16 protein-coding genes, 1 tRNA gene, 3 rRNA genes and 2 pseudogenes are annotated in these 21,323 nt (G+C 39.1%); 13 read left to right on the forward strand and 9 right to left on the reverse strand.

Going from position 1 to position 21,323, the window contains the following annotated elements:
* Positions 1-78 precede the first annotated feature (78 nt).
* The 4 genes from AC3ANV_RS02285 (at position 79) to AC3ANV_RS02300 (ending at position 5,117) form a co-directional block, all read left to right on the forward strand.
* Positions 79-1,628: ribosomal RNA gene (locus AC3ANV_RS02285) — 16S ribosomal RNA — on the forward strand.
* Between the two features lie 237 nt (positions 1,629-1,865).
* Positions 1,866-4,801: ribosomal RNA gene (locus AC3ANV_RS02290) — 23S ribosomal RNA — on the forward strand.
* Positions 4,802-4,889: 88 nt separating this feature from the next.
* Positions 4,890-5,005 (forward strand): 5S ribosomal RNA (rrf, locus tag AC3ANV_RS02295).
* The 16S, 23S and 5S rRNA genes sit together here with 1 tRNA gene alongside, the layout of an rRNA operon.
* Before the next feature lie 38 nt (positions 5,006-5,043).
* Positions 5,044-5,117 (forward strand) — tRNA-Met (locus tag AC3ANV_RS02300).
* Positions 5,118-5,394: 277 nt separating this feature from the next.
* On the opposite strand, the gene AC3ANV_RS02305 is transcribed toward AC3ANV_RS02300, so the two are convergent.
* The 7 genes and pseudogenes from AC3ANV_RS02305 to AC3ANV_RS02335 form a co-directional block, all read right to left on the reverse strand.
* On the reverse strand, positions 5,395-5,835 hold the full coding sequence (locus tag AC3ANV_RS02305; RefSeq protein ID WP_488312073.1) for a S1 domain-containing RNA-binding protein: 441 nt from the start codon (positions 5,833-5,835) through the stop codon (positions 5,395-5,397).
* A gap of 927 nt (positions 5,836-6,762) precedes the next feature.
* Positions 6,763-7,566, reverse strand: a pseudogene (locus tag AC3ANV_RS02310) (SDR family oxidoreductase).
* Complete coding sequence (locus AC3ANV_RS02315; RefSeq protein ID WP_488312074.1) at positions 7,523-8,545, reverse strand: aldo/keto reductase; 1,023 nt, start codon at positions 8,543-8,545, stop codon at positions 7,523-7,525. Before AC3ANV_RS02315 ends, AC3ANV_RS02310 begins: the two are co-directional and overlap by 44 nt.
* Before the next feature lie 15 nt (positions 8,546-8,560).
* Positions 8,561-9,085, reverse strand: coding sequence for an NAD(P)H-dependent oxidoreductase (locus AC3ANV_RS02320; protein ID WP_488312075.1), 525 nt, complete (start codon positions 9,083-9,085; stop codon positions 8,561-8,563).
* 89 nt (positions 9,086-9,174) lie between these two features.
* Complete coding sequence (locus AC3ANV_RS02325) at positions 9,175-9,711, reverse strand: NAD(P)H-dependent oxidoreductase (RefSeq protein ID WP_488312076.1); 537 nt, start codon at positions 9,709-9,711, stop codon at positions 9,175-9,177.
* Between the two features lie 106 nt (positions 9,712-9,817).
* Positions 9,818-10,465: an SDR family oxidoreductase gene (locus tag AC3ANV_RS02330; protein ID WP_488312077.1), complete on the reverse strand. Its 648-nt coding sequence runs from the start codon at positions 10,463-10,465 to the stop codon at positions 9,818-9,820.
* Positions 10,466-10,515: 50 nt separating this feature from the next.
* Entirely contained in the window at positions 10,516-10,950 is a 435-nt protein-coding gene (locus tag AC3ANV_RS02335) for a MarR family winged helix-turn-helix transcriptional regulator (RefSeq protein WP_488312078.1), read from the reverse strand.
* A 947-nt stretch (positions 10,951-11,897) separates the two neighbouring features.
* Between AC3ANV_RS02335 and AC3ANV_RS02340 the strand changes: the two genes are divergently transcribed.
* Positions 11,898-12,338, forward strand: a complete 441-nt coding sequence (locus AC3ANV_RS02340; RefSeq protein ID WP_488309357.1) for a cell wall hydrolase — start codon at positions 11,898-11,900, stop codon at positions 12,336-12,338.
* 426 nt (positions 12,339-12,764) lie between these two features.
* Here AC3ANV_RS02340 and AC3ANV_RS02345 read toward each other — a convergent pair whose 3' ends face one another.
* Complete coding sequence (locus AC3ANV_RS02345) at positions 12,765-13,211, reverse strand: hypothetical protein (protein WP_488312079.1); 447 nt, start codon at positions 13,209-13,211, stop codon at positions 12,765-12,767.
* A 405-nt stretch (positions 13,212-13,616) separates the two neighbouring features.
* Here AC3ANV_RS02345 and AC3ANV_RS02350 point away from each other — a divergent pair, with 405 nt between their 5' ends.
* The 4 genes and pseudogenes from AC3ANV_RS02350 to ppsA all read left to right on the forward strand — a co-directional run bounded on the left by AC3ANV_RS02350 (position 13,617) and on the right by ppsA (position 18,533).
* Positions 13,617-14,162 (forward strand): GNAT family N-acetyltransferase, encoded by a 546-nt coding sequence (locus AC3ANV_RS02350; RefSeq protein ID WP_488312080.1) that lies wholly within the window; start codon positions 13,617-13,619, stop codon positions 14,160-14,162.
* A 203-nt stretch (positions 14,163-14,365) separates the two neighbouring features.
* Complete coding sequence (locus tag AC3ANV_RS02355) at positions 14,366-14,788, forward strand: VOC family protein (RefSeq protein ID WP_488312081.1); 423 nt, start codon at positions 14,366-14,368, stop codon at positions 14,786-14,788.
* Positions 14,789-15,005: 217 nt separating this feature from the next.
* A pseudogene (locus AC3ANV_RS02360) lies at positions 15,006-15,410 on the forward strand (VanZ family protein); the annotation flags it as partial.
* Between the two features lie 522 nt (positions 15,411-15,932).
* On the forward strand, positions 15,933-18,533 hold the full coding sequence (ppsA, locus tag AC3ANV_RS02365; RefSeq protein ID WP_488312082.1) for a phosphoenolpyruvate synthase: 2,601 nt from the start codon (positions 15,933-15,935) through the stop codon (positions 18,531-18,533).
* Between the two features lie 153 nt (positions 18,534-18,686).
* Here ppsA and AC3ANV_RS02370 read toward each other — a convergent pair whose 3' ends face one another.
* On the reverse strand, positions 18,687-19,139 hold the full coding sequence (locus tag AC3ANV_RS02370) for a cupredoxin domain-containing protein (RefSeq protein ID WP_488312083.1): 453 nt from the start codon (positions 19,137-19,139) through the stop codon (positions 18,687-18,689).
* 206 nt (positions 19,140-19,345) lie between these two features.
* Between AC3ANV_RS02370 and AC3ANV_RS02375 the strand changes: the two genes are divergently transcribed.
* The 4 genes from AC3ANV_RS02375 to AC3ANV_RS02390 all read left to right on the forward strand — a co-directional run bounded on the left by AC3ANV_RS02375 (position 19,346) and on the right by AC3ANV_RS02390 (position 21,213).
* The gene (locus AC3ANV_RS02375; protein ID WP_488312084.1) at positions 19,346-19,732 is read left to right on the forward strand and encodes an SDR family NAD(P)-dependent oxidoreductase; all 387 of its coding nucleotides are present in this window, start codon (positions 19,346-19,348) and stop codon (positions 19,730-19,732) included.
* A 141-nt stretch (positions 19,733-19,873) separates the two neighbouring features.
* Positions 19,874-20,116, forward strand: a complete 243-nt coding sequence (locus tag AC3ANV_RS02380; RefSeq protein WP_488312085.1) for a hypothetical protein — start codon at positions 19,874-19,876, stop codon at positions 20,114-20,116.
* Between the two features lie 48 nt (positions 20,117-20,164).
* On the forward strand, positions 20,165-20,374 hold the full coding sequence (locus AC3ANV_RS02385) for a hypothetical protein (RefSeq protein WP_488312086.1): 210 nt from the start codon (positions 20,165-20,167) through the stop codon (positions 20,372-20,374).
* Between the two features lie 344 nt (positions 20,375-20,718).
* Positions 20,719-21,213, forward strand: coding sequence for a cysteine hydrolase family protein (locus tag AC3ANV_RS02390; RefSeq protein ID WP_488312087.1), 495 nt, complete (start codon positions 20,719-20,721; stop codon positions 21,211-21,213).
* Positions 21,214-21,323 lie beyond the last annotated feature (110 nt).

Raw genomic sequence — 21,323 nt, forward strand, 5'->3', positions numbered from 1 at the left:
CAAACAAACAAAAACTATTAGTGAATCTTTCGAAATAAGTTCACTTTAGCCAACGTAACTTTTATGAGCTAATCAACTTTCATGGAGAGTTTGATCCTGGCTCAGGACGAACGCTGGCGGCGTGCCTAATACATGCAAGTCGAGCGAATCTTTAGGAGCTTGCTCCTGAAGGTTAGCGGCGGACGGGTGAGTAACACGTGGGCAACCTGCCTGTAAGACTGGGATAACTTCGGGAAACCGGAGCTAATACCGGATAATCCTTTTCCTCACATGAGGAAAAGCTGAAAGACGGTTTCGGCTGTCACTTACAGATGGGCCCGCGGCGCATTAGCTAGTTGGTGAGGTAACGGCTCACCAAGGCGACGATGCGTAGCCGACCTGAGAGGGTGATCGGCCACACTGGGACTGAGACACGGCCCAGACTCCTACGGGAGGCAGCAGTAGGGAATCTTCCGCAATGGACGAAAGTCTGACGGAGCAACGCCGCGTGAGCGATGAAGGCCTTCGGGTCGTAAAGCTCTGTTGTTAGGGAAGAACAAGTACCGGAGTAACTGCCGGTACCTTGACGGTACCTAACCAGAAAGCCACGGCTAACTACGTGCCAGCAGCCGCGGTAATACGTAGGTGGCAAGCGTTGTCCGGAATTATTGGGCGTAAAGCGCGCGCAGGCGGTCCTTTAAGTCTGATGTGAAAGCCCACGGCTCAACCGTGGAGGGTCATTGGAAACTGGGGGACTTGAGTGCAGAAGAGGAAAGTGGAATTCCACGTGTAGCGGTGAAATGCGTAGAGATGTGGAGGAACACCAGTGGCGAAGGCGACTTTCTGGTCTGTAACTGACGCTGAGGCGCGAAAGCGTGGGGAGCAAACAGGATTAGATACCCTGGTAGTCCACGCCGTAAACGATGAGTGCTAAGTGTTAGAGGGTTTCCGCCCTTTAGTGCTGCAGCTAACGCATTAAGCACTCCGCCTGGGGAGTACGGCCGCAAGGCTGAAACTCAAAGGAATTGACGGGGGCCCGCACAAGCGGTGGAGCATGTGGTTTAATTCGAAGCAACGCGAAGAACCTTACCAGGTCTTGACATCCTCTGACACCCCTAGAGATAGGGCTTTCCCCTTCGGGGGACAGAGTGACAGGTGGTGCATGGTTGTCGTCAGCTCGTGTCGTGAGATGTTGGGTTAAGTCCCGCAACGAGCGCAACCCTTGATCTTAGTTGCCAGCATTCAGTTGGGCACTCTAAGGTGACTGCCGGTGACAAACCGGAGGAAGGTGGGGATGACGTCAAATCATCATGCCCCTTATGACCTGGGCTACACACGTGCTACAATGGATGGTACAAAGGGCTGCAAAACCGCAAGGTCGAGCCAATCCCATAAAACCATTCTCAGTTCGGATTGTAGGCTGCAACTCGCCTACATGAAGCCGGAATCGCTAGTAATCGCGGATCAGCATGCCGCGGTGAATACGTTCCCGGGCCTTGTACACACCGCCCGTCACACCACGAGAGTTTGTAACACCCGAAGTCGGTGGGGTAACCGTAAGGAGCCAGCCGCCTAAGGTGGGACAGATGATTGGGGTGAAGTCGTAACAAGGTAGCCGTATCGGAAGGTGCGGCTGGATCACCTCCTTTCTAAGGATATATGCCGGACATATGAGCCGGACAAAACAGTTTGTTTGAAACACGTTCTTTGTTTGTTTAGTTTTGAGAGAGCAATTCTCTCGAAGCTTTTTTTATTCGTTCTTTGAAAACTGGATAATCGTAAAGAAGAAGTCAAAGTAAGAACCGAGTTATAGGGAAAAATGCAGTTCAATTTTTCCTTGCCATTTTAGTTTTCTCTCTTATTAAGTAAGAGAAATAAACCTTTTAGGTTAAGTTAGAAAGGGCGCACGGTGAATGCCTTGGCACTAGGAGCCGATGAAGGACGGGACTAACACCGATATGCTTCGGGGAGCTGTAAGTAAGCTTTGATCCGGAGATTTCCGAATGGGGAAACCCGCTGTTCGTAATGGAACAGTATCTTTACCTGAATACATAGGGTATGGAAGGCATACCCGGGGAACTGAAACATCTAAGTACCCGGAGGAAGAGAAAGCAAACGCGATTCCCTGAGTAGCGGCGAGCGAAACGGGACATAGCCCAAACCAAGAGGCTTGCCTCTTGGGGTTGTAGGACACTCAACATGGAGTTACAAAGGAACGGGGTAGATGAAGCGATCTGGAAAGGTCCGTCATAGAAGGTAAAAACCCTGTAGTTGAAACTTCGTTCCCTCCTGAGTGGATCCTGAGTACGGCCGGACACGTGAAATCCGGTCGGAAGCAGGGAGGACCATCTCCCAAGGCTAAATACTCCCTAGTGACCGATAGTGAACCAGTACCGTGAGGGAAAGGTGAAAAGCACCCCGGAAGGGGAGTGAAATAGTTCCTGAAACCGTGTGCCTACAAGTAGTCAGAGCCCGTTCATGGGTGATGGCGTGCCTTTTGTAGAATGAACCGGCGAGTTACGATTACATGCAAGGTTAAGTTGAAGAGACGGAGCCGCAGCGAAAGCGAGTCTGAATAGGGCGAATGAGTATGTGGTCGTAGACCCGAAACCAGGTGATCTACCCATGTCCAGGGTGAAGTCCAGGTAACACTGGATGGAGGCCCGAACCCACGCACGTTGAAAAGTGCGGGGATGAGGTGTGGGTAGCGGAGAAATTCCAATCGAACTTGGAGATAGCTGGTTCTCTCCGAAATAGCTTTAGGGCTAGCCTCACGTAGTAAGAGTCTTGGAGGTAGAGCACTGTTTGGACTAGGGGCCCTCATCGGGTTACCGAATTCAGACAAACTCCGAATGCCAAAGACTTATCCGTGGGAGTCAGACTGCGAGTGATAAGATCCGTAGTCAAAAGGGAAACAGCCCAGACCACCAGCTAAGGTCCCAAAGTATACGTTAAGTGGAAAAGGATGTGGAGTTGCTTAGACAACCAGGATGTTGGCTTAGAAGCAGCCACCATTTAAAGAGTGCGTAATAGCTCACTGGTCGAGTGACTCTGCGCCGAAAATGTACCGGGGCTAAACGTATCACCGAAGCTGTGGATTGACATCTTCGATGTCAGTGGTAGGAGAGCGTTCTAAGGGCGTTGAAGTCAGACCGTAAGGACTGGTGGAGCGCTTAGAAGTGAGAATGCCGGTATGAGTAGCGAAAGATGAGTGAGAATCTCATCCACCGAATGCCTAAGGTTTCCTGAGGAAGGCTCGTCCGCTCAGGGTTAGTCGGGACCTAAGCCGAGGCCGAAAGGCGTAGGCGATGGACAACAGGTTGATATTCCTGTACCACCTCTTTATCGTTTGAGCAACGGGGGGACGCAGGAGGATAGGGTAAGCGCGCTGTTGGATATGCGCGTCTAAGCAGTTAGGCTGCAAGTGAGGCAAATCCCGCTTGCGTGAAGGCTGAGCTGTGACAGCGAGGGAAATTTAGTACCGAAGTTCCTGATTCCACACTGCCAAGAAAAGCCTCTAGCGAGATAAAAGGTGCCCGTACCGCAAACCGACACAGGTAGGCGAGGAGAGAATCCTAAGGTGAGCGAGAGAACTCTCGTTAAGGAACTCGGCAAAATGACCCCGTAACTTCGGGAGAAGGGGTGCTCTTTGGGGTGAATAGCCTCGAAGAGCCGCAGTGAATAGGCCCAGGCGACTGTTTAGCAAAAACACAGGTCTCTGCGAAGCCGCAAGGCGAAGTATAGGGGCTGACGCCTGCCCGGTGCTGGAAGGTTAAGAGGAGGGGTTAGCGCAAGCGAAGCTCTGAATCGAAGCCCCAGTAAACGGCGGCCGTAACTATAACGGTCCTAAGGTAGCGAAATTCCTTGTCGGGTAAGTTCCGACCCGCACGAAAGGCGTAACGATCTGGGCACTGTCTCAACGAGAGACTCGGTGAAATTATAGTACCTGTGAAGATGCAGGTTACCCGCGACAGGACGGAAAGACCCCGTGGAGCTTTACTGTAGCCTGATATTGAATTTTGGTACAGCTTGTACAGGATAGGTAGGAGCCGTAGAAGCCGGAGCGCTAGCTTCGGTGGAGGCGTCGGTGGGATACTACCCTGGCTGTATTGAAATTCTAACCGGCACCCCTGATCGGGGTGGGAGACAGTGTCAGGTGGGCAGTTTGACTGGGGCGGTCGCCTCCTAAAGAGTAACGGAGGCGCCCAAAGGTTCCCTCAGAATGGTTGGAAATCATTCGTAGAGTGTAAAGGCACAAGGGAGCTTGACTGCGAGACCTACAAGTCGAGCAGGGACGAAAGTCGGGCTTAGTGATCCGGTGGTTCCGCATGGAAGGGCCATCGCTCAACGGATAAAAGCTACCCCGGGGATAACAGGCTTATCTCCCCCAAGAGTCCACATCGACGGGGAGGTTTGGCACCTCGATGTCGGCTCATCGCATCCTGGGGCTGTAGTCGGTCCCAAGGGTTGGGCTGTTCGCCCATTAAAGCGGTACGCGAGCTGGGTTCAGAACGTCGTGAGACAGTTCGGTCCCTATCCGTCGTGGGCGCAGGAAATTTGAGAGGAGCTGTCCTTAGTACGAGAGGACCGGGATGGACGCACCGCTGGTGTACCAGTTGTCTTGCCAAAGGCATCGCTGGGTAGCTATGTGCGGACGGGATAAGTGCTGAAAGCATCTAAGCATGAAGCCCCCCTCAAGATGAGATTTCCCATAGCGTCAAGCTAGTAAGAACCCTGAAAGATGATCAGGTTGATAGGTCAGAGGTGGAAGCACGGTGACGTGTGGAGCTGACTGATACTAATCGTTCGAGGACTTAACCAAGTCATATTTATATGAACAAGGTGAACTCGTTTTTACCAAACTTCTTCTGTATTATCCAGTTTTGAGGGAATGAAACCTCAAATAATAGTCTGGCAGCAATGGCGAGAAGGTCACACCCGTTCCCATACCGAACACGGAAGTTAAGCTTCTCAGCGCCGATGGTAGTTGGGACTTTGTCCCTGTGAGAGTAGGACGTTGCCAGGCTGTTTTAAATTTAATTTTAATAATTGTTATTTTATCGTCGCGGGGTGGAGCAGTCTGGTAGCTCGTCGGGCTCATAACCCGAAGGTCGCAGGTTCAAATCCTGCCTCCGCAATCAATTAAATCCAATTAAAAATAAATAGAACTAGATATTCTTCATTCGCCTTACGGAGTTATTCCTAAGGTCTTTTTATTTATTGCTAAATAATTGGAATATATTATTAGTTATAAATTCAAAAAAGAGTACTTCTAAGGTAATCGTTAAAAAAATGTATTGCAACAGGTTTGTCTTAATAAGCTAAAGCACTTGGCGTGACAATAAAGAAGGCAAGCCGGATTATTATACAGGCTTGCCTTTATCTATGTGATGAAGTATTAAAAAACGCAGCAAGTTATCCGCGTCTTCCCCCTCGGCCTCCCTGTTTTGCCCCAGTGTTACGTTTGAGCGTGGATAAATTCTCTTCACTTGTCTTTAAAAAACGAGCCATTTTATCTTCAAAATTTTCCTTTGGTTTGAATGAACGGAAGTCTTTAGAACGGCTATCAACTCTTCCCGGACGCGGTGGACGTTGTGAATAAGAAGAGGTTTGTCTTTCGGGTTTATCTATAGCTTTTTTGATGGACAAGGACGTTTTTCCGTCTTTCATACTAATCACTTTTACTTCAATCTGGTCGCCTACTTTAAGATGGTCATTAACGTCTTTTACATAGCTATCCGCTACTTCACTGATATGCACAAGACCTGTTGAGCCATCCGGTAATTCTACGAATGCTCCAAAATTGGTGATGCCTGTTACTTTACCTTGTAACTTGCTGCCTATTTCGACTGACATAAAAATAATGTTCCTCCTCAATAATGTTAAAAACACTTTATTATAACAAATTTTTGAAGGAAATAATATCAGCTTCAGCTATTTGATTTTAAATGACAAAGTGTAAAAGGCAGGTACGGCGCTTATACATAGGTTAATATTTTATTTTGTAATTTCATTTTAAGTTAAGGACCAAATAAACTTAAATATTTGTTACATTAGGTTCATAAGTTTATTAGATGTAATCTTGCTGATTGTATTCCAGATTATTTTTGTTTTCCCTGCTAATCATTCCTGATGTATTCCTCGTGAATCAAGCAATCTTCCTTTTCTTCTAAGTGGTTTACTTCCGAACAGTTTAAACATAAAACTCTCTTCATTATCAGTTAGACATACTGTTTCACATACAATAGACTAATAATACGAATCCCATCTCGACAATTTTTTTAGCTGCTAGGTTGGAAAGGTCCTTTATAAGTAAGGGTTCATACCAAAACTAAACAAACGTTTGATTAACAAAAGAAAAGAGGAAAAAGGGTCGAAGAATGTAATATTAACAGGTTTTTACTAATCTTTGAAGATTAAGAAAAAAACTCTTAAACCTCAGGCGACAATCTTTTTACATGCTAGGATAGAAAATTCCTTTAATGGCAAAGTTTCATACCGAAACTAAACAAACGTTTAATTAACAAGAGGAAAGAGGAAAAAGGGTCGAAGAATGTAAAATTAACTGGTTTTTACTAATCTTTGAAGATTAAGAAAAAAACTCTTAAACCTCAGGCTACAATCTTTTTACATGCTAGGATAGAAAATTCTTTTATTGGCAAAGGTTCATACCAAAACTAAACAAACGTTTAATTAACAATAGAATAGAGTGAAAAGGGTCGAAAAATGTATGATTACCAGACGAACAGAATGACAGAATGTACACTAGTGCTACTGCCCAAGTTAAGAAAGCCCATTGGGAGCCCTTACATCAGGGGAGGAAGCAAGATAGACCGGTGTAACCGCACCTTTTTTCGGATTTGCAGAGAACGTTTTAAATATCGTCCGCAGGATCCAAGGCATGTCATGCATAAGATTAGAGCGGATAATTCCTGGATGCAGGCTGTTAATGGTAACACACTTTCCATCAAGCCTCTTTGAAAATTCCTTAGTAAATAAAATTAAACCAAATTTAGTAGGACCTACTGCTCTGAAAAAAGCATAATTTTGTTTGGTCATAAGGTCATCAAAGTTCATTTTAATTCCGTTGTGCTTGGAGGCTACATTAATAATTCTTCCTTCACCACTCGCTTCAAGCGACTCCAGTAAGAGGTGGGAAAGTATGAAATGAGATAAATAGTTTGTAGCAAACGTGGTTTCAATTCCATCTTCAGTTTCAGAACGTTTTGCTAAGAAGACTGCTGCATTATTGATTAAAACATCTAACTTGTTATACTTTTTTTAAAATTGATCAGCTGCTTGTTTGACTGAACGCTGAGATGATAAATCAGCAAGAAGGAGATCTACTTGGGTATTACCTGTTTCTTTAATAATATCTTGAAGCGCTTTTTTGCCTCGTTCCTCATTTCTGCATAATAGAACAATTGTTGCTCCTTTTTTAGCTAATTCTATGGCTGTTGCTTTACCAATCCCTGAGTTGCCTCCAGTAATTAAACAAATTTTCCCCTTCATCGATTTCTCCCCATCTCCAAGCAATTCAATATTATTTTTTTTCAATCTTTTCAAACGTTTTTCCATGGATGGCATTTAAAACAGATTCAGATGCAAGAAAATCATGTGGAAATCCCAGGTCAATTTTGCTAGCTTCATTTAATTGGGTAAGATGTGTTTCTGAAAGACGGAAAGCCAAACTTCCAAGATTGTCTTTCATTTGCTCTTCTCGTTTTGCACCAATTAGCGGAATGACGGTACCAGCTTGTTGACGGACCCAGTTTATTGCAACTTGGGCAGGGAGAACTGCTAGTTCTCTTGCGATTTCTTCCACAACTGCAGCAATAGCCCGGTTGCGTTCATTTAAGCGTGCACTTTGAGGAGATAATCTCCCTTTTTCAGATGAAGGATTACTGTATTTTCCCGTTAGTGCACCGCCAGCCATTGGTGCCCATGCAGTAACCCCAATATCTAAAGCGCGTGCCATTGGTAATAAATCTCTTTCTGGAGTTCGCTGCAACAAATTGTACTCCACTTGCAAGCCGATAAACGGAGTCCAACCACGGAGTGTGGACAGCATATTAGCTTGTGAAACAATCCAAGCAGGTGTATCCGAGACTCCTACATAAAGAATTATTCCGGAACGAACTAAATCGTCAAGTGCACGCATCACTTCTTCGACCGGTGTCATAAAATCCCAAGCATGAAGCCAAAGTAAATCAATATAATCGGTCTGAAGCTGTTTTAAGCTCTTTTCAACGGATTGAACGAGATTTTTTCGATGGTTACCGCCGCCATTTGGGTCGTGTGGACGAGTGTTCAGTGTATATTTAGTCGCAACGACAAACTGTTCACGCTTTTCACGAATAAATTCCCCAACATATTTTTCACTTGTTCCATTCGTATAATTGACAGCCGTATCAATAAAATTCCCACCAGCTTCAACGAAAGCATTGAAGATTTTTTTGCTTTCTTCCTTAGAAGCGCCAAATCCCCAGTCTTCCCCAAACGTCATTGTACCTAAAGCTAATTCAGATACTCGTAAGCCGCTTCTTCCTAACAATTTATAATTCATTACAAGACCTCTTTTCTAATAGTTATTTTTCAGATGACATACCAGCTCTTCAGCACTTTCGAGGACTTGTTCGTTCGTTAAGAAGCGCACTCCCTGTTTCGTAAAAGTGGGCAAGAACCGCATGCCGGTCAAGTTGGCTGTTGCCTGAAATGGTTTGGTTAACTCGCTTATGCTGAAGTGATTGTATCCGCCAGCTTGATAAGCTTCTCCAGGTCCGCCTGTTGAAATTACTAACATAAACTCTTTGCCGCGCAATTTTGTTCCTTCTGACCCATAAGCCCAACCGTAAGTAAGCACCGAATCCTGCCATTGTTTTAACAAAGCGGGTGAACTGTACCAGTAGAATGGGAATTGCAAAACGATACGATCATGTTCCAATAGAAGCTGCTGTTCTTTTTCCACATCAATCTCAAATGTTGGGTAATGTGCATATAAGTTATGGACCGTAACATTTTCTTCTTGTTGAAGACGGTTCATCCACGTTCTATTTACCTTCGATTGTTCCAAGTTTGGATGGGCTACAATAACTAATGTTTTCATATTGATCACCTTTCAATTGTTTATACACGCAAACAAAAAACATTAAAAGGTATTTCAGTGGAAGAAATACCTTTATTTAAATATTTTAATTAAGCTTCAATTAAGGATGGCTGAAGAACGTGATTTACATATGCTTTTGCAATTTCTTCAAGTTGTTCATCTGTGACATGCATAACACCATTCAGCACAAATAACGGCATAAAACGGGTACCTATGAGGTTGCTAGTCTGTTGTAAAGGAGTTGTTAAAGTCTCCATGGTAAAATGATTATAGCCAGTAGGCTGATAGGAATCTTCTGGTCCAAAAGTTGAAATCGCAAGACCTAGTTCTTTACCGTGAAGCTTGTCGCCGCCTTCGCCATATGCCCAGCCATAGGAGAGCACTTCATCCTGCCATTGTTTTAACAAAGAAGGCGTGCTGTACCAGTAGAATGGAAATTGAAGAATAATACGGTCATGTGATTCTAATAGGCTTTGTTCGTGTGCTACGTTTATTTTCCCGTCTGGATACGCTTGATAAAGAGTATGAATCGTAATTTCTTCGTGTTTTTTCAATTCCTTCATCCAAGTGCGGTTAATCCGAGATTGTTCCAAATTAGGGTGGGTGATAATTACAAGAGTTTTCATTAGTAAGTCTCCTTTTGTCTTTTTTCTTTTCTAGTTTTGATTACACATATTGTGTTCATTAAAGAATTTTTACATTTGTACATACAAATTATGCTGCAAAAAAATTTTACTTTTCTTCATATATAATTTCTGTTTCAGTTTGATTTTCGTACATTCTATAAAATGTATTCGCAATATTTTCAGGTGAGAAATAGGTTCCTTCTTGTACAAACCCTTTAATCGTTAATGTTCCAACATAAATTCCTTTAGGGCTCAATTCTTGGTGCAAGCTGTATGCTAAATTGCGAATACCTGCTTTTCCAATCGCTAATGAAGCATAGTCAGCATAGGGTTGAAGAGCTAATCCTCCGCCCGTTAATAAAATAGTTCCATTTTCCATATGGGGAATCACTTCTTTTACACTGGTAAGAGCTCCAGCTACACTGATTTTAAAATCTTCCACTAATTGATCCACGCTTAATGTTGTTGGTTTGCCTGGTCTTCCTGCAGCAGCATTGTATAAGAGTACATCAATTTTTCCAAAAGTTTTAATTACCGCACCAATAGCTGTTTTTAAAGATTCTTCTGAAGAGACATCCCCCGGAAAGCCTTTTGCTGCAATCCCATCATTTTTAAGTACATTTACATATTTCTGTAATGACTCCATATTGCGAGAAATCAAGGCAACATTAAAGCCTTCTTTTCCGAATTTCCTTGCTGTATTTAAGCTAATCCCAGGTCCAGCACCGACTATTAGCAATATCTTATTTAACATAACAATAGCCTCCTTATTTATTTGTATATGCAAATGAAATGGTAAAAAAATTACAGTTCTCTTTCTAGCTTATTGCTTGCTTCGTGAAGCATTTTACTTAAATCTTTACTGAACTCGCGTCCTAAGACTTCGGAATAGCTGGTAAACAATTCTTTTAAAGAAAGCCGAAATTGATGGTACACTTTTTCTCCTTCTTCAGTTAAAGAAATAAGGGTTTGTTTTCCATCCATTTTTCTGGTGACTAGTTTTAATTTTTCAAGTTTATCAATAAACCTCGTACTTGTGGAAGGAGCAATGGATAACTTGTGGCATAGTTCCTTCTGTGTGATTTCCGGATGGAACTTCACAATCATAATCATGTAAAGATAGGAAGGAGCAAGGTCGCCAAAATCAAATGTTTTTTCGGCTAATTTTGTAATGTTACGAGCAAACCGGCTGGCTGTAAAGTAAAGACAATGAATTAATACCTGTTCTTCTTCATTCATTTAATCAAATCCTTTTATTCATTTGCATATACAAATTAACACGAAATTACATAAAGGTCAACTAAATCATATTTCTTGTTTCTATTAAAAAGTATATATTATAAACTTTGTTCCAAACTTATTAAGATTACATGAAAAGGATGAAATAAAAGAAAGCATTGCTATTGCGTGAAAAAGCCAATGGAAATACATGAAGGTAGAAGAAGTCAAAACAACAATTCCTGGTCCAGGAGAGATATTAGTTGAGGTATATGCGGTTAGGATAAAACCTGTTGATTATAAAACATTTTAAAATTTTAAAATGCTTTTCTTATAATAACGGGGGCGATGCTTTATTAAGGAATCACCTTTCTTATTTGATTTATGAAGAAGATTGTGAAGTATTGTACTTAAAGTAACGGGTGCTTATCTTTAATAAAGAAAAATAAATGATCTACCACAAACGGGCGCCATTCTTAAGTAAGAAGGCGTCTTCTTTTAGAATCTGAAATATAGTGAATGCTCAAATCAAGGAAATTTGAAATAACTGTTATTAAGTTAAAAAAGGAGGATAGTCCAGAAAGAATCCACAAAAGAAATTGGTTATTTATGGTAAAGTGAAATTAGAAATAAAATTACCATAGGGGAGATTATATGGCATCAAATATATTAATTCCGATATTAATATTAGCTTTCCTTGTCGGCTTGGGATACCTTTTAGTTAAGTTATTTAAAAAGTAGAAGGGGTAAGGTAATTATTCAACTATAGGGCGCAAGAATTGAACAACGATGGACTGTTTCAGCAGTCCATTTTTCTTGGCCTTTAATCAGTTAAATGGCAGTATAGTTGAATAAAGGTATAAAAAGAATGCAATAGTTTTCATTTTACTTAAAAACTAAGCATTCTTATATATAAACAATGACATGAATGTAGCCTTTTTTTCATACTATATTTTGGGGGTGGAAAAATGCCTAGAGTAAGTTACCGAAGTTCAGACGTTGACTTAATGGCAAGGATGATGAGAGCAGAAGCCGAAGGTGAAGGAAAACAGGGAATGTTATATGTTGGAAATGTAATTGTGAATCGTCTTGTAGCAAATTGTACAGACTTTAAAGGTTTAAGAACAATTAACCAAGTTATTTTTCAAGTACAAGGAGGAAATTTTTCCTTTGAAGCAGTTCAAAAAGGGAATGTATTTTATCAAAGAGCAAGAACTTCTGAAAGAAGATTAGCAAAACAGAATTTGGATTATTGGAGAGACCCCCCAGCGAAATTTGCTCTTTGGTATTTTAATCCACATGCTCCATGCCCTCCAACATGGTATGGTCAACCTCAATCTGGTCAATTTAAAGAACATTGTTTTTATGAACCAAAACCTGGATTTTGTGATAGTATTTATAGCGGTTAAGCTTACTCTTTGAGTAAGCTTTTTTACATATTTAGAATATTTACACAAAATAAAACTTTTAGTAATAGTTTTTATGCAAGATTGTGAAATATTGTACTTAACCTAACGGGTGCAAGAGTTAAACATTAAGCTGCCAATTTGGTGGCTTTTTCTTATTCAGCTAAAGGGGCAGAATAGTTAAAAAAGTCGAGAATAGGACGATTGAACAATTATTCAATGACTTATAAAAGTTGTAAAATATAATTAAATAATATGCTCAGAGCTACACATATGTAAGATATTGCGAATTAAAAATACCGTACAATCCATTTCTGAATAATACGGTATTCTGGACAATTATTTGCTTTTTACGATTGATACGTGAAATAAGAACATCTTAAATAACTCTACTGCTTTATATAATGTACTCTCTATTATTTCAATATTTTAAACTTTTTCATACCATATTTCAAAAACATAAGCAATTAAGGCTATTGTAACAAAAATTAATAATAAATTTAAACTACTTATTGTAAAGTGAGTCAATTTCCTTGCTTCAACAAATTTAAGTATCACCCAAGCACCAAACGCATCAATAACAATATTTGTTGCAAGGTATAACCAAAAGTTTCTGAATGTAAAATAAAAAACCCATATTGTAGTTATGAAGAATGCGCCGTACGCAAAGCTCACACTTGTTATGTATCCCCAGGGCACTATCGCTTCTTTGATTTGCCACAACTTATATGTATATCCTATTTCATAGACGATGGTTACTAATAATGCAGTAAATATTGTTACTGGCATGTACCTTTTGATACCCTCTTTTTTCATAAAAAATAATGATAACCATGGAATAATTAATAGTAACCATAAAATCAGCTTATTGGACATTATATTCACACCACCTTATACTTCTAAATTGCATTATTAACAAAATGTGGTGATTTTATGTATTACACGTTTGCTATTTAGTGACCATTAATTCTAATGAATTGTTAGTACACAATTTTCTTCTAATATGAAATAAAGTAACTCATTTATTTTTCTTTAAAAAAATTTAAAGTGTAGAATAGATTGTGAAATAATGTACTTAAAGTAACGGGTGCGTTAGTGGAAGAACAATTAATTGATTTTAGAACAAAGGCTATACTTTAGGTATTCAATTAAAGGGCGCAATTCTGCAGCATGAATTGTGCTCTTTATTTATGTTATGGGCAATTTAGATTAATAAGAAAAATAAAAATCCTTATAAAATAGTGTGTGTTAAAATACGAATAAACCACTAGGGGGACAAGAATGTTTGTACATAAAATTGATGAGGATATATCTCTTAAGCTTATAGAACTAAGGGATGGGGAAAGTATTTTTGGATTAACAAATGATTTTAGAGATTACCTACGAGAATGGCTTCCTTGGCTGGATAGTACAACAAAACTTGAAGATACAAAAGAGTTTATAAAAATATGTTTAAAAGGTTTTGCTGAAAATAAGAGTATGAACACGGTTATTTTATTTAAAGGGGAAATCGTTGGAGTTGCTGGCTATAATGAAATAAACTGGTCTAACAAAACAGCATATATAGGCTATTGGCTTGGAAAAGAATTTCAAGGAAATGGAATTATGACTAAGGTTGCTAAGACATTAACCGATTATGCTTTTAAGGGGTTAAACCTAAATAAGGTTGAAATTAGGGCTGCTGTGAAGAATAAGAAAAGTAGGGAGATTCCTGAAAGATTAGGCTTTGTAAATGAGGGTTGTATTAGGCAAGCAGAATGGTTGTATGATCATTATGTTGACCATGTTGTTTATGGAATGTTAGCTAAAGAATGGAATGGAAAATAGATCACCACGTATTCAGCTATCGGGCGTTTTCCTTGAACAAGGATCAGCGCTTATTTTCATTTTAGGGCCAGATTATTGAAGATAAGGAAGTATTTTTGGAAAGATAGCCTTGTACGAGTTTACTTGAATATTTTAGCTTACGAGCTAATTCTGATAACATGGTAGGTAAAATGTGCTGATTATGAGGAGGGCGTCATCAATTTATGAAACCACGAATTACTGTAATTACATTGGGCGTAGATGATTTGGAAAGATCGTTAGAATTCTATAGAGACGGACTGGGACTTCCGACAGAAGGTATAATTGGCAAAGAATTTGAGCATGGTGCAGTTGCCTTTTTCGACTTACAAGCAGGCTTAAAGCTTGCCATTTGGAATCGCAAAGATATAGCACATGATGCAAAAATTAATAAGACCGTATCAAGTTCTACCGAATTTACTATTGGACACAATGTAGAGAGTAAAGAAGAAGTTGATAAGGTAATGGAACAGGCAAAGCAGGCTGGAGCTATTATAACAGTCCCATCACATGATACATTTTGGGGTGGATACTCCGGATACTTCCAAGATCCAGATGGCCATTTGTGGGAAGTTGTCTGGAATCCACACTGGGAAGTAAAGGAATAGATACCAAATGAACTGCATCCTTGTTTTCCGAATGGGTGCTTTTTCTTCATAAAAGTCTTTGAAATGGTCTTCCGTAATCGGGCGCGTTTATTTAAGAACGCGTCTTTTTCGTGTATTGGGCCATTTAGTTGAAGAAGAATAAGGAAAATTATCCACTAGAAAAAGGATAATTTTTTGTAAGAATTATCTAAAAAAAGGATGATTATTTTGGGACTTCAAAAGTGTGAATCCTCAAATTGGTATTGCTTATGGCGGTGATGCTCCATTTATGATTGGACTGATTGCAAGAAATGTAGGTGGCAATATTTTATTACTGATGCCTTTTAGCTTTTTACCACCACTAGTATGGAATAAATTTAAACTTTATAAAAATATTATGTTGTTAGGTTTTGTTATATCAGTCAGCATTGAACTTTTACAATTAGTGGAGACGCTATCAGGTGGATGGGGACGAATCACTGACATTGATGATGTAATATGCAATGTGCTAGGTGTTACTGTTGGATATCTTATTTATAAATTTACTTTTAAAATAATTGACCATTTTCAAATTAAAATATTACAAAAATTGAATTCTGGAAGATCAGAACGGTTTGATAAGAATAATGAAGTTGAATTATAGATAAAAATAGAAATGGTTGCTTTCTTCAAATTAGTCCTAGTTTGATACTCGAGGCTGTAAAGGGGTAACGAAAAAAGCCCAATTTCTTAATATTAAGAAATTGGGCTTTTTAATATTGGGATTTCTTAACGTTATAAATCCGTATTTTCCTGGCGCTACACTAAATGATTGATATTTGGATATCATTTTTGTGAGTCATTTGTCTTGTAAAATGAGGTTTTTCTTCATTTGAATTTGCAACAATTATGGTCGTATAAATACATTGATAAAAATGAGAAACTGTGGTAAATTTATATAGATACACCAATAATTGATTTTTGTGTAAATATTCCCTATTTTAATTATACAACATAAAATCCTTTTTAGTCAACCCCTATTTTTATTTTTTTAAAGGAGTGTTTGATATGAATATGGAACTTCGCCAGTAGCATGAACGAGTGGATAGCGTAATTGGTTAAACGGATGAATAATTTTTGTCATATGATTCGTCTTGGTATGGAGAGATAAATGGGAGGGAAAGAAATGAAACCATATGTACTGGAGTTTCGGGAGATTGATAAAACGCAACTTTTGCTCGTCGGAGGAAAAGGGATGAATTTAGGGGAACTATCGAAGATTCATGGAATACAAGTGCCGGAAGGATTTTGTGTTACGACAGAAGCCTATCAAAAAGCCCTCGAAAAAAACGAAGCCTTCCACGCATTGTTGGATCAACTAACACTGCTAAAAGTAGAGGATCGAGATCAACTTGGTGAAATCAGCAGGAAGATTAGGAAAATCATTATGGAAGTAGAGATTCCTTCCGATGTTGTGAAAGCTGTTGCTCACTATCTCTCCCGGTTTGGTGATGAACATGCTTATGCAGTACGTTCCAGTGCAACTGCTGAAGATTTACCACATGCCTCTTTTGCAGGTCAGCAAGACACCTATTTAAATATCATCGGAAAGGAAGCCATTTTGCGGCACATCAGTAAATGTTTGGCTTCCCTATTTACGGATCGTGCCGTGATTTACCGTATGCAAAACGGATTTGACCACAGCCAAGTGTATTTATCCGTTATCATTCAACGGATGGTGTTCCCGCAGGCTTCAGGAATTTTATTTACTGCTGATCCGATTACTTCCAATCGAAAGCTACTATCTATCGATGCTAGCTTTGGACTAGGAGAGGCCCTTGTCTCCGGCTTGGTATCTGCCGATTGCTATAAGGTGCAAGAAGATAAAATCGTCGATAAGAGGATAGCAACAAAAAAATTGGCTATCTATGGACGAAAAGAAGGCGGAACAGAGACACAGCAGATCGATCCTGATCAGCAAAAGACTCAAACACTTACTGAAAAGCAAATTTTACAACTGGCACGCATCGGAAGACAGATCGAAGCTTATTTTGGTTGCCCGCAAGATATCGAATGGTGTTTGGTTGATGATACATTTTATATCACCCAGAGTCGTCCAATCACTACTCTTTTCCCCATCCCTGAAGCGAAGGATCAAGAAAATCACGTCTATGTATCTGTCGGTCATCAACAAATGATGACCGACCCCATGAAACCATTGGGATTGTCTTTTTTCCTGTTAACGACTCCTGCACCCATGCGTAAAGCAGGCGGAAGGTTGTTTGTTGATGTCACACATCAACTGGCTTCGCCTCTCAGTAGAAACATTTTATTAAATGCCATGGGACAACACGATCCGCTCATGAAAGACGCACTTATGAACATCATTGAGCGAGGAGATTTTATAGTATTGTTACCGGATGATAAAAAAGCACCGAGTCCCAGCAGAGGCAATGCAGATATGCTGTCACAAATCGAAAACAATCCATCAATCGTTTCTGATTTGATTAAGCGTAGTCAAACATCGATAGAAGAGTTAAATCAAAACATCCAAACGAAATCAGGATCAGATTTATTGGATTTTATTCTAGAAGATATTCAGGAATTAAAGAAGATTTTATTTGACCCACAAAGTTCGGCTGTATTTATGGCTGCTATAAATGCTTCAACATGGATCAATGAAAAAATGAACGATTGGTTAGGTGAAAAAAACGCAGCAGACACGCTTTCTCAATCTGTACCAAACAATATTACTTCGGAAATGGGTCTGGCTCTATTGGATGTTGCAGATGTGATTCGTCCTTATCCAGAAATAATTGATTATTTACAACATGTGAAAGATGATAACTTTTTGGATGAACTGGTTACATTTGATGGTGGACAGGAAGCTAGAGACGCCTTCTACGCTTTTCTCAACAAATACGGAATGCGATGTGCCGGAGAAATCGATATTACGAAAACTCGTTGGAGTGAAAAACCAATCACACTTGTACCCATGATTCTTAGTAACATCAAAAACTTTGAGCCGAATGCCAGCAATCGAAAATTTGAACAAGGGCGGCGTGTTGCTTTGAAAAAAGAACAAGAGTTATTAGAGCGATTGAAGCAATTACCGGATGGTGAACAAAAGGCCAAAGAAACAAAACGAATGATCGACCTAACCAGGAATTTCATCGGTTATCGTGAATATCCAAAATACGGCATGATTAATCGCTACTTCGTTTATAAACAGGCTTTACTTAAAGAAGCCGAACAACTCGTACAAGGGGGCGTTATTCATGAAAAAGAAGATATCTACTATCTCACTTTTGAAGAACTTCTTGATGTTGTACGCACAAAAAAACTGGATTACCGGATCATCAGCAAACGAAAAGACGAGTACAAATTATATGAAAAACTAACTCCCCCACGTGTTATCACGTCTGATGGTGAAATCATTACAGGTGAGTACAAACGAGAAAATCTCCCAGCCGAAGCGATTGTGGGTCTACCTGTTTCTTCTGGAGTTATAGAGGGACGCGCGCGTGTCATCTTAAACTTAGAAGATGCTGATCTGGAGGATGGAGATATATTAGTCACCTCCTTTACTGACCCTAGCTGGACACCATTATTTGTATCCATAAAAGGACTAGTCACCGAAGTTGGTGGACTGATGACCCATGGAGCAGTTATCGCACGTGAATATGGCTTACCGGCAGTTGTCGGAGTGGAAAATGCTACGAAGCTGATCAAGGATGGACAAAGGATTAGGGTGAATGGAGCAGAAGGGTATATAGAAATACTATAATTCATTACATTTAAATCATAAAAGAAGATAAATCGAAGTAGGAGAATCATTGAAATCATGGTGCTTTGCGGTCTATGGTAAGAACCCCGTCACTAGGACATATAAAATGTTAAAAAGAGATAGGTTGTCCCCTATCTCTTTTAGCCTTAAATACTATTCTACTATTAATTTCCCTGTCATTTTAGAATGTCCTGATCCGCATACTATAGAACAGTGGTATTCAAAAGTACCTGTTTTATCGGCAATGAATTCAGCACTTTTATTCCCTTGGATGTTTACATTGAACGCTGGAAGAGCAAAGCCGTGTCCGCCATCATCACTCTGAAGAGTGATTCTTACCTTATCTCCTTTTTTAACATGGATCTCTTTTTTATCATATTCGAAATCCTTTGCCATTACTTTAATAGCAACTACATTTCCTGTTGCTGCATTTTTAGCGGCTACTTTTGGTGTATCCCCAGTTTTTGATGTTTGTGTTGAAGTATCTGACTTTTTGCTAGATGGTGTTGTCGCATTTGATGAATTGTTAGTAGCGCTTCCACAAGCACTTAACATCATTACCATTAAGGCTACTGCTGTAAATAAAAAGCCCATTCTCTTTTTCATAGGTAAGATTTCTCCTCTCAAATTTATAACTATTAAAACTTAACATATATTCACACAAATAATATTAAGTGTATCTAAAAAAAATATTAAAAAAGCATTAAGTGTGGTTTTAATTAAACTATAAAAAGCAAGGGAATCATGGCTTTCTGCAACGAACAGGCAAACCGAATAGGAAGAAGGCAGAAGAACTAGTTAATCGTATTAAGTTGGAAGGAGGTAGAGCAATCGCTGTTCAAGCAAATATCTCAAAAATAAGGGATATAAAAAAGTTGTTTGATACTGCCATTGAATCGTACGGAAAAGTAGACATATTAATCAACAATGCTGGCATTATGATTACTAAACCAATTGATCAAGTTACTGAAGAAGATTTTGATATTCAATTTTTAACAAATTCAAAAGGAACTTATTTTGCCATACAAGAAGCTTTTCATCGTTTAGAAAAAGGAGGACGTATCATTAATATTTCTACATCTGTAAATGGAAATATGTTCCCAATATATAGCGTTTATGCCGGAACGAAAGGAGCTGTTGAACAATTTACCCATTTGTGGGAAGTTGTCTGGAATCCACACTGGGAAGTAAAGGAATAGATACCAAATGAACTGCATCCTTGTTTTTTCCGAATGGGTGCATTTTCTTCATATTATTTAAAAGGAACTTTGAAAAATAAGAATGATGAATTTTCTTAAAATCTTTTATGGTGAATTTAAAATACAGAGGAAAGATTGTTTATGTTAAAGTTTGGTGGGTGCATTCTCTTTTTAATTGGTTTAGTTTCTTTTATATCCTTATTGGTTTATGGCTATAGAGAATTTAAGAAGGATGAAACTAAAACATCAAAAAAAGTGCTTTTTTTAGTTCTAGGAATACTTGATACCTTTTTTGGTACTGGTGGTGAATTAGTAGGTTTTGCTTTATTATTATCACTTGCAGCTATCGGTTTTGGTCTTGCACTTTTAATGGGGGTTCAGTAACAAGGTGCTTTAATAAGGGTGCTTTAGTATTTTAGGAGAGAAAATTAGGTGGATGACAAAATTGTGGAAACAACCCTTCCGGGACTATACTCAAAACTTGCGGTATCCCCTTTGTATATTATTCAACTGATATTGTGTATTGGCTGGTTGATTTACACACGAAAAGAAAAAGGGATTCTTATATTAATCGGAAAAATGTATTCCCTCATTATTATAGTTAATTTTATTGTTGCACTTTATTTTCGCTTTTTTCACTAATAAATAAGAAGATGTTGTTCAATTAAAGGGCGCAATTCTACAGCAAGAATTGTGCTTTTTCTTTACGTTTAGGGCGCGATTACTTAAAAAGGTAATCGCCTTTTCTTATTGAAGTAATGGGCTAGTTAGTTCAATTTGGTAAGATGATTAAAAAAGCTCTGACTCGAGACTTTTCTAAATCATCTTCTGTTAATAAACGAATGGTACTATCAAATCATCTACACCCTTTGAGAATTTTCAGTGCATCTTTTTTTTCCCTTGAAGAGAAAAAAGAACATAAGGAAAATTTTATGATATCGTTAAGTAGATTAATTTTTAAAAAAGGTATGAGGAGAATAATAATTATGGAAAATACAGCATTAATAATTATTGACTTGCAAATTGGGTTTCAGCCTGAAAATGTTCCACTTTATAACTTAGCGAATGTATTAAATGGGGTTAATCAAAGAATTCGTTTATTTAGAGAAAAAAACAATCCTATCATTTTTGTTCAACATAATGATAGTGATCTGGTTCTTAAATCTCCGGAATGGCAGCTATTTCCGGAACTAGATGCTAAAGATACAGATATTTATATCAACAAAACACATGCAAACTCATTTTACAAGACTGATTTGATCGAACAACTAAGGAAATTAAATATAAATAAACTTGAAATTTGTGGCGCACAAACTGAATATTGTGTAGATACAACTATTAGAATGGCTCATGGATTAGGATATAAATTATTTATGAAAAAAGGGTTAACTACCACCCTTAACAGTGAACTTCTAGGAGCTAAAACAATCATTGAGCATCATGAGGATCTCTGGAATAATAGATTTTTAACTTTTTTATAGAAAAGAATTGCTTTTATCAAGATGAGTAGTCCTTAACAAATACCCTGCTCTGAGGGTGATAAAATTTTTTTGGTATTTAAAAATAAGGGTTCACTTTAGCTAATAGGTGC

The organism is Neobacillus sp. DFD-2R (genome assembly GCF_057747865.1).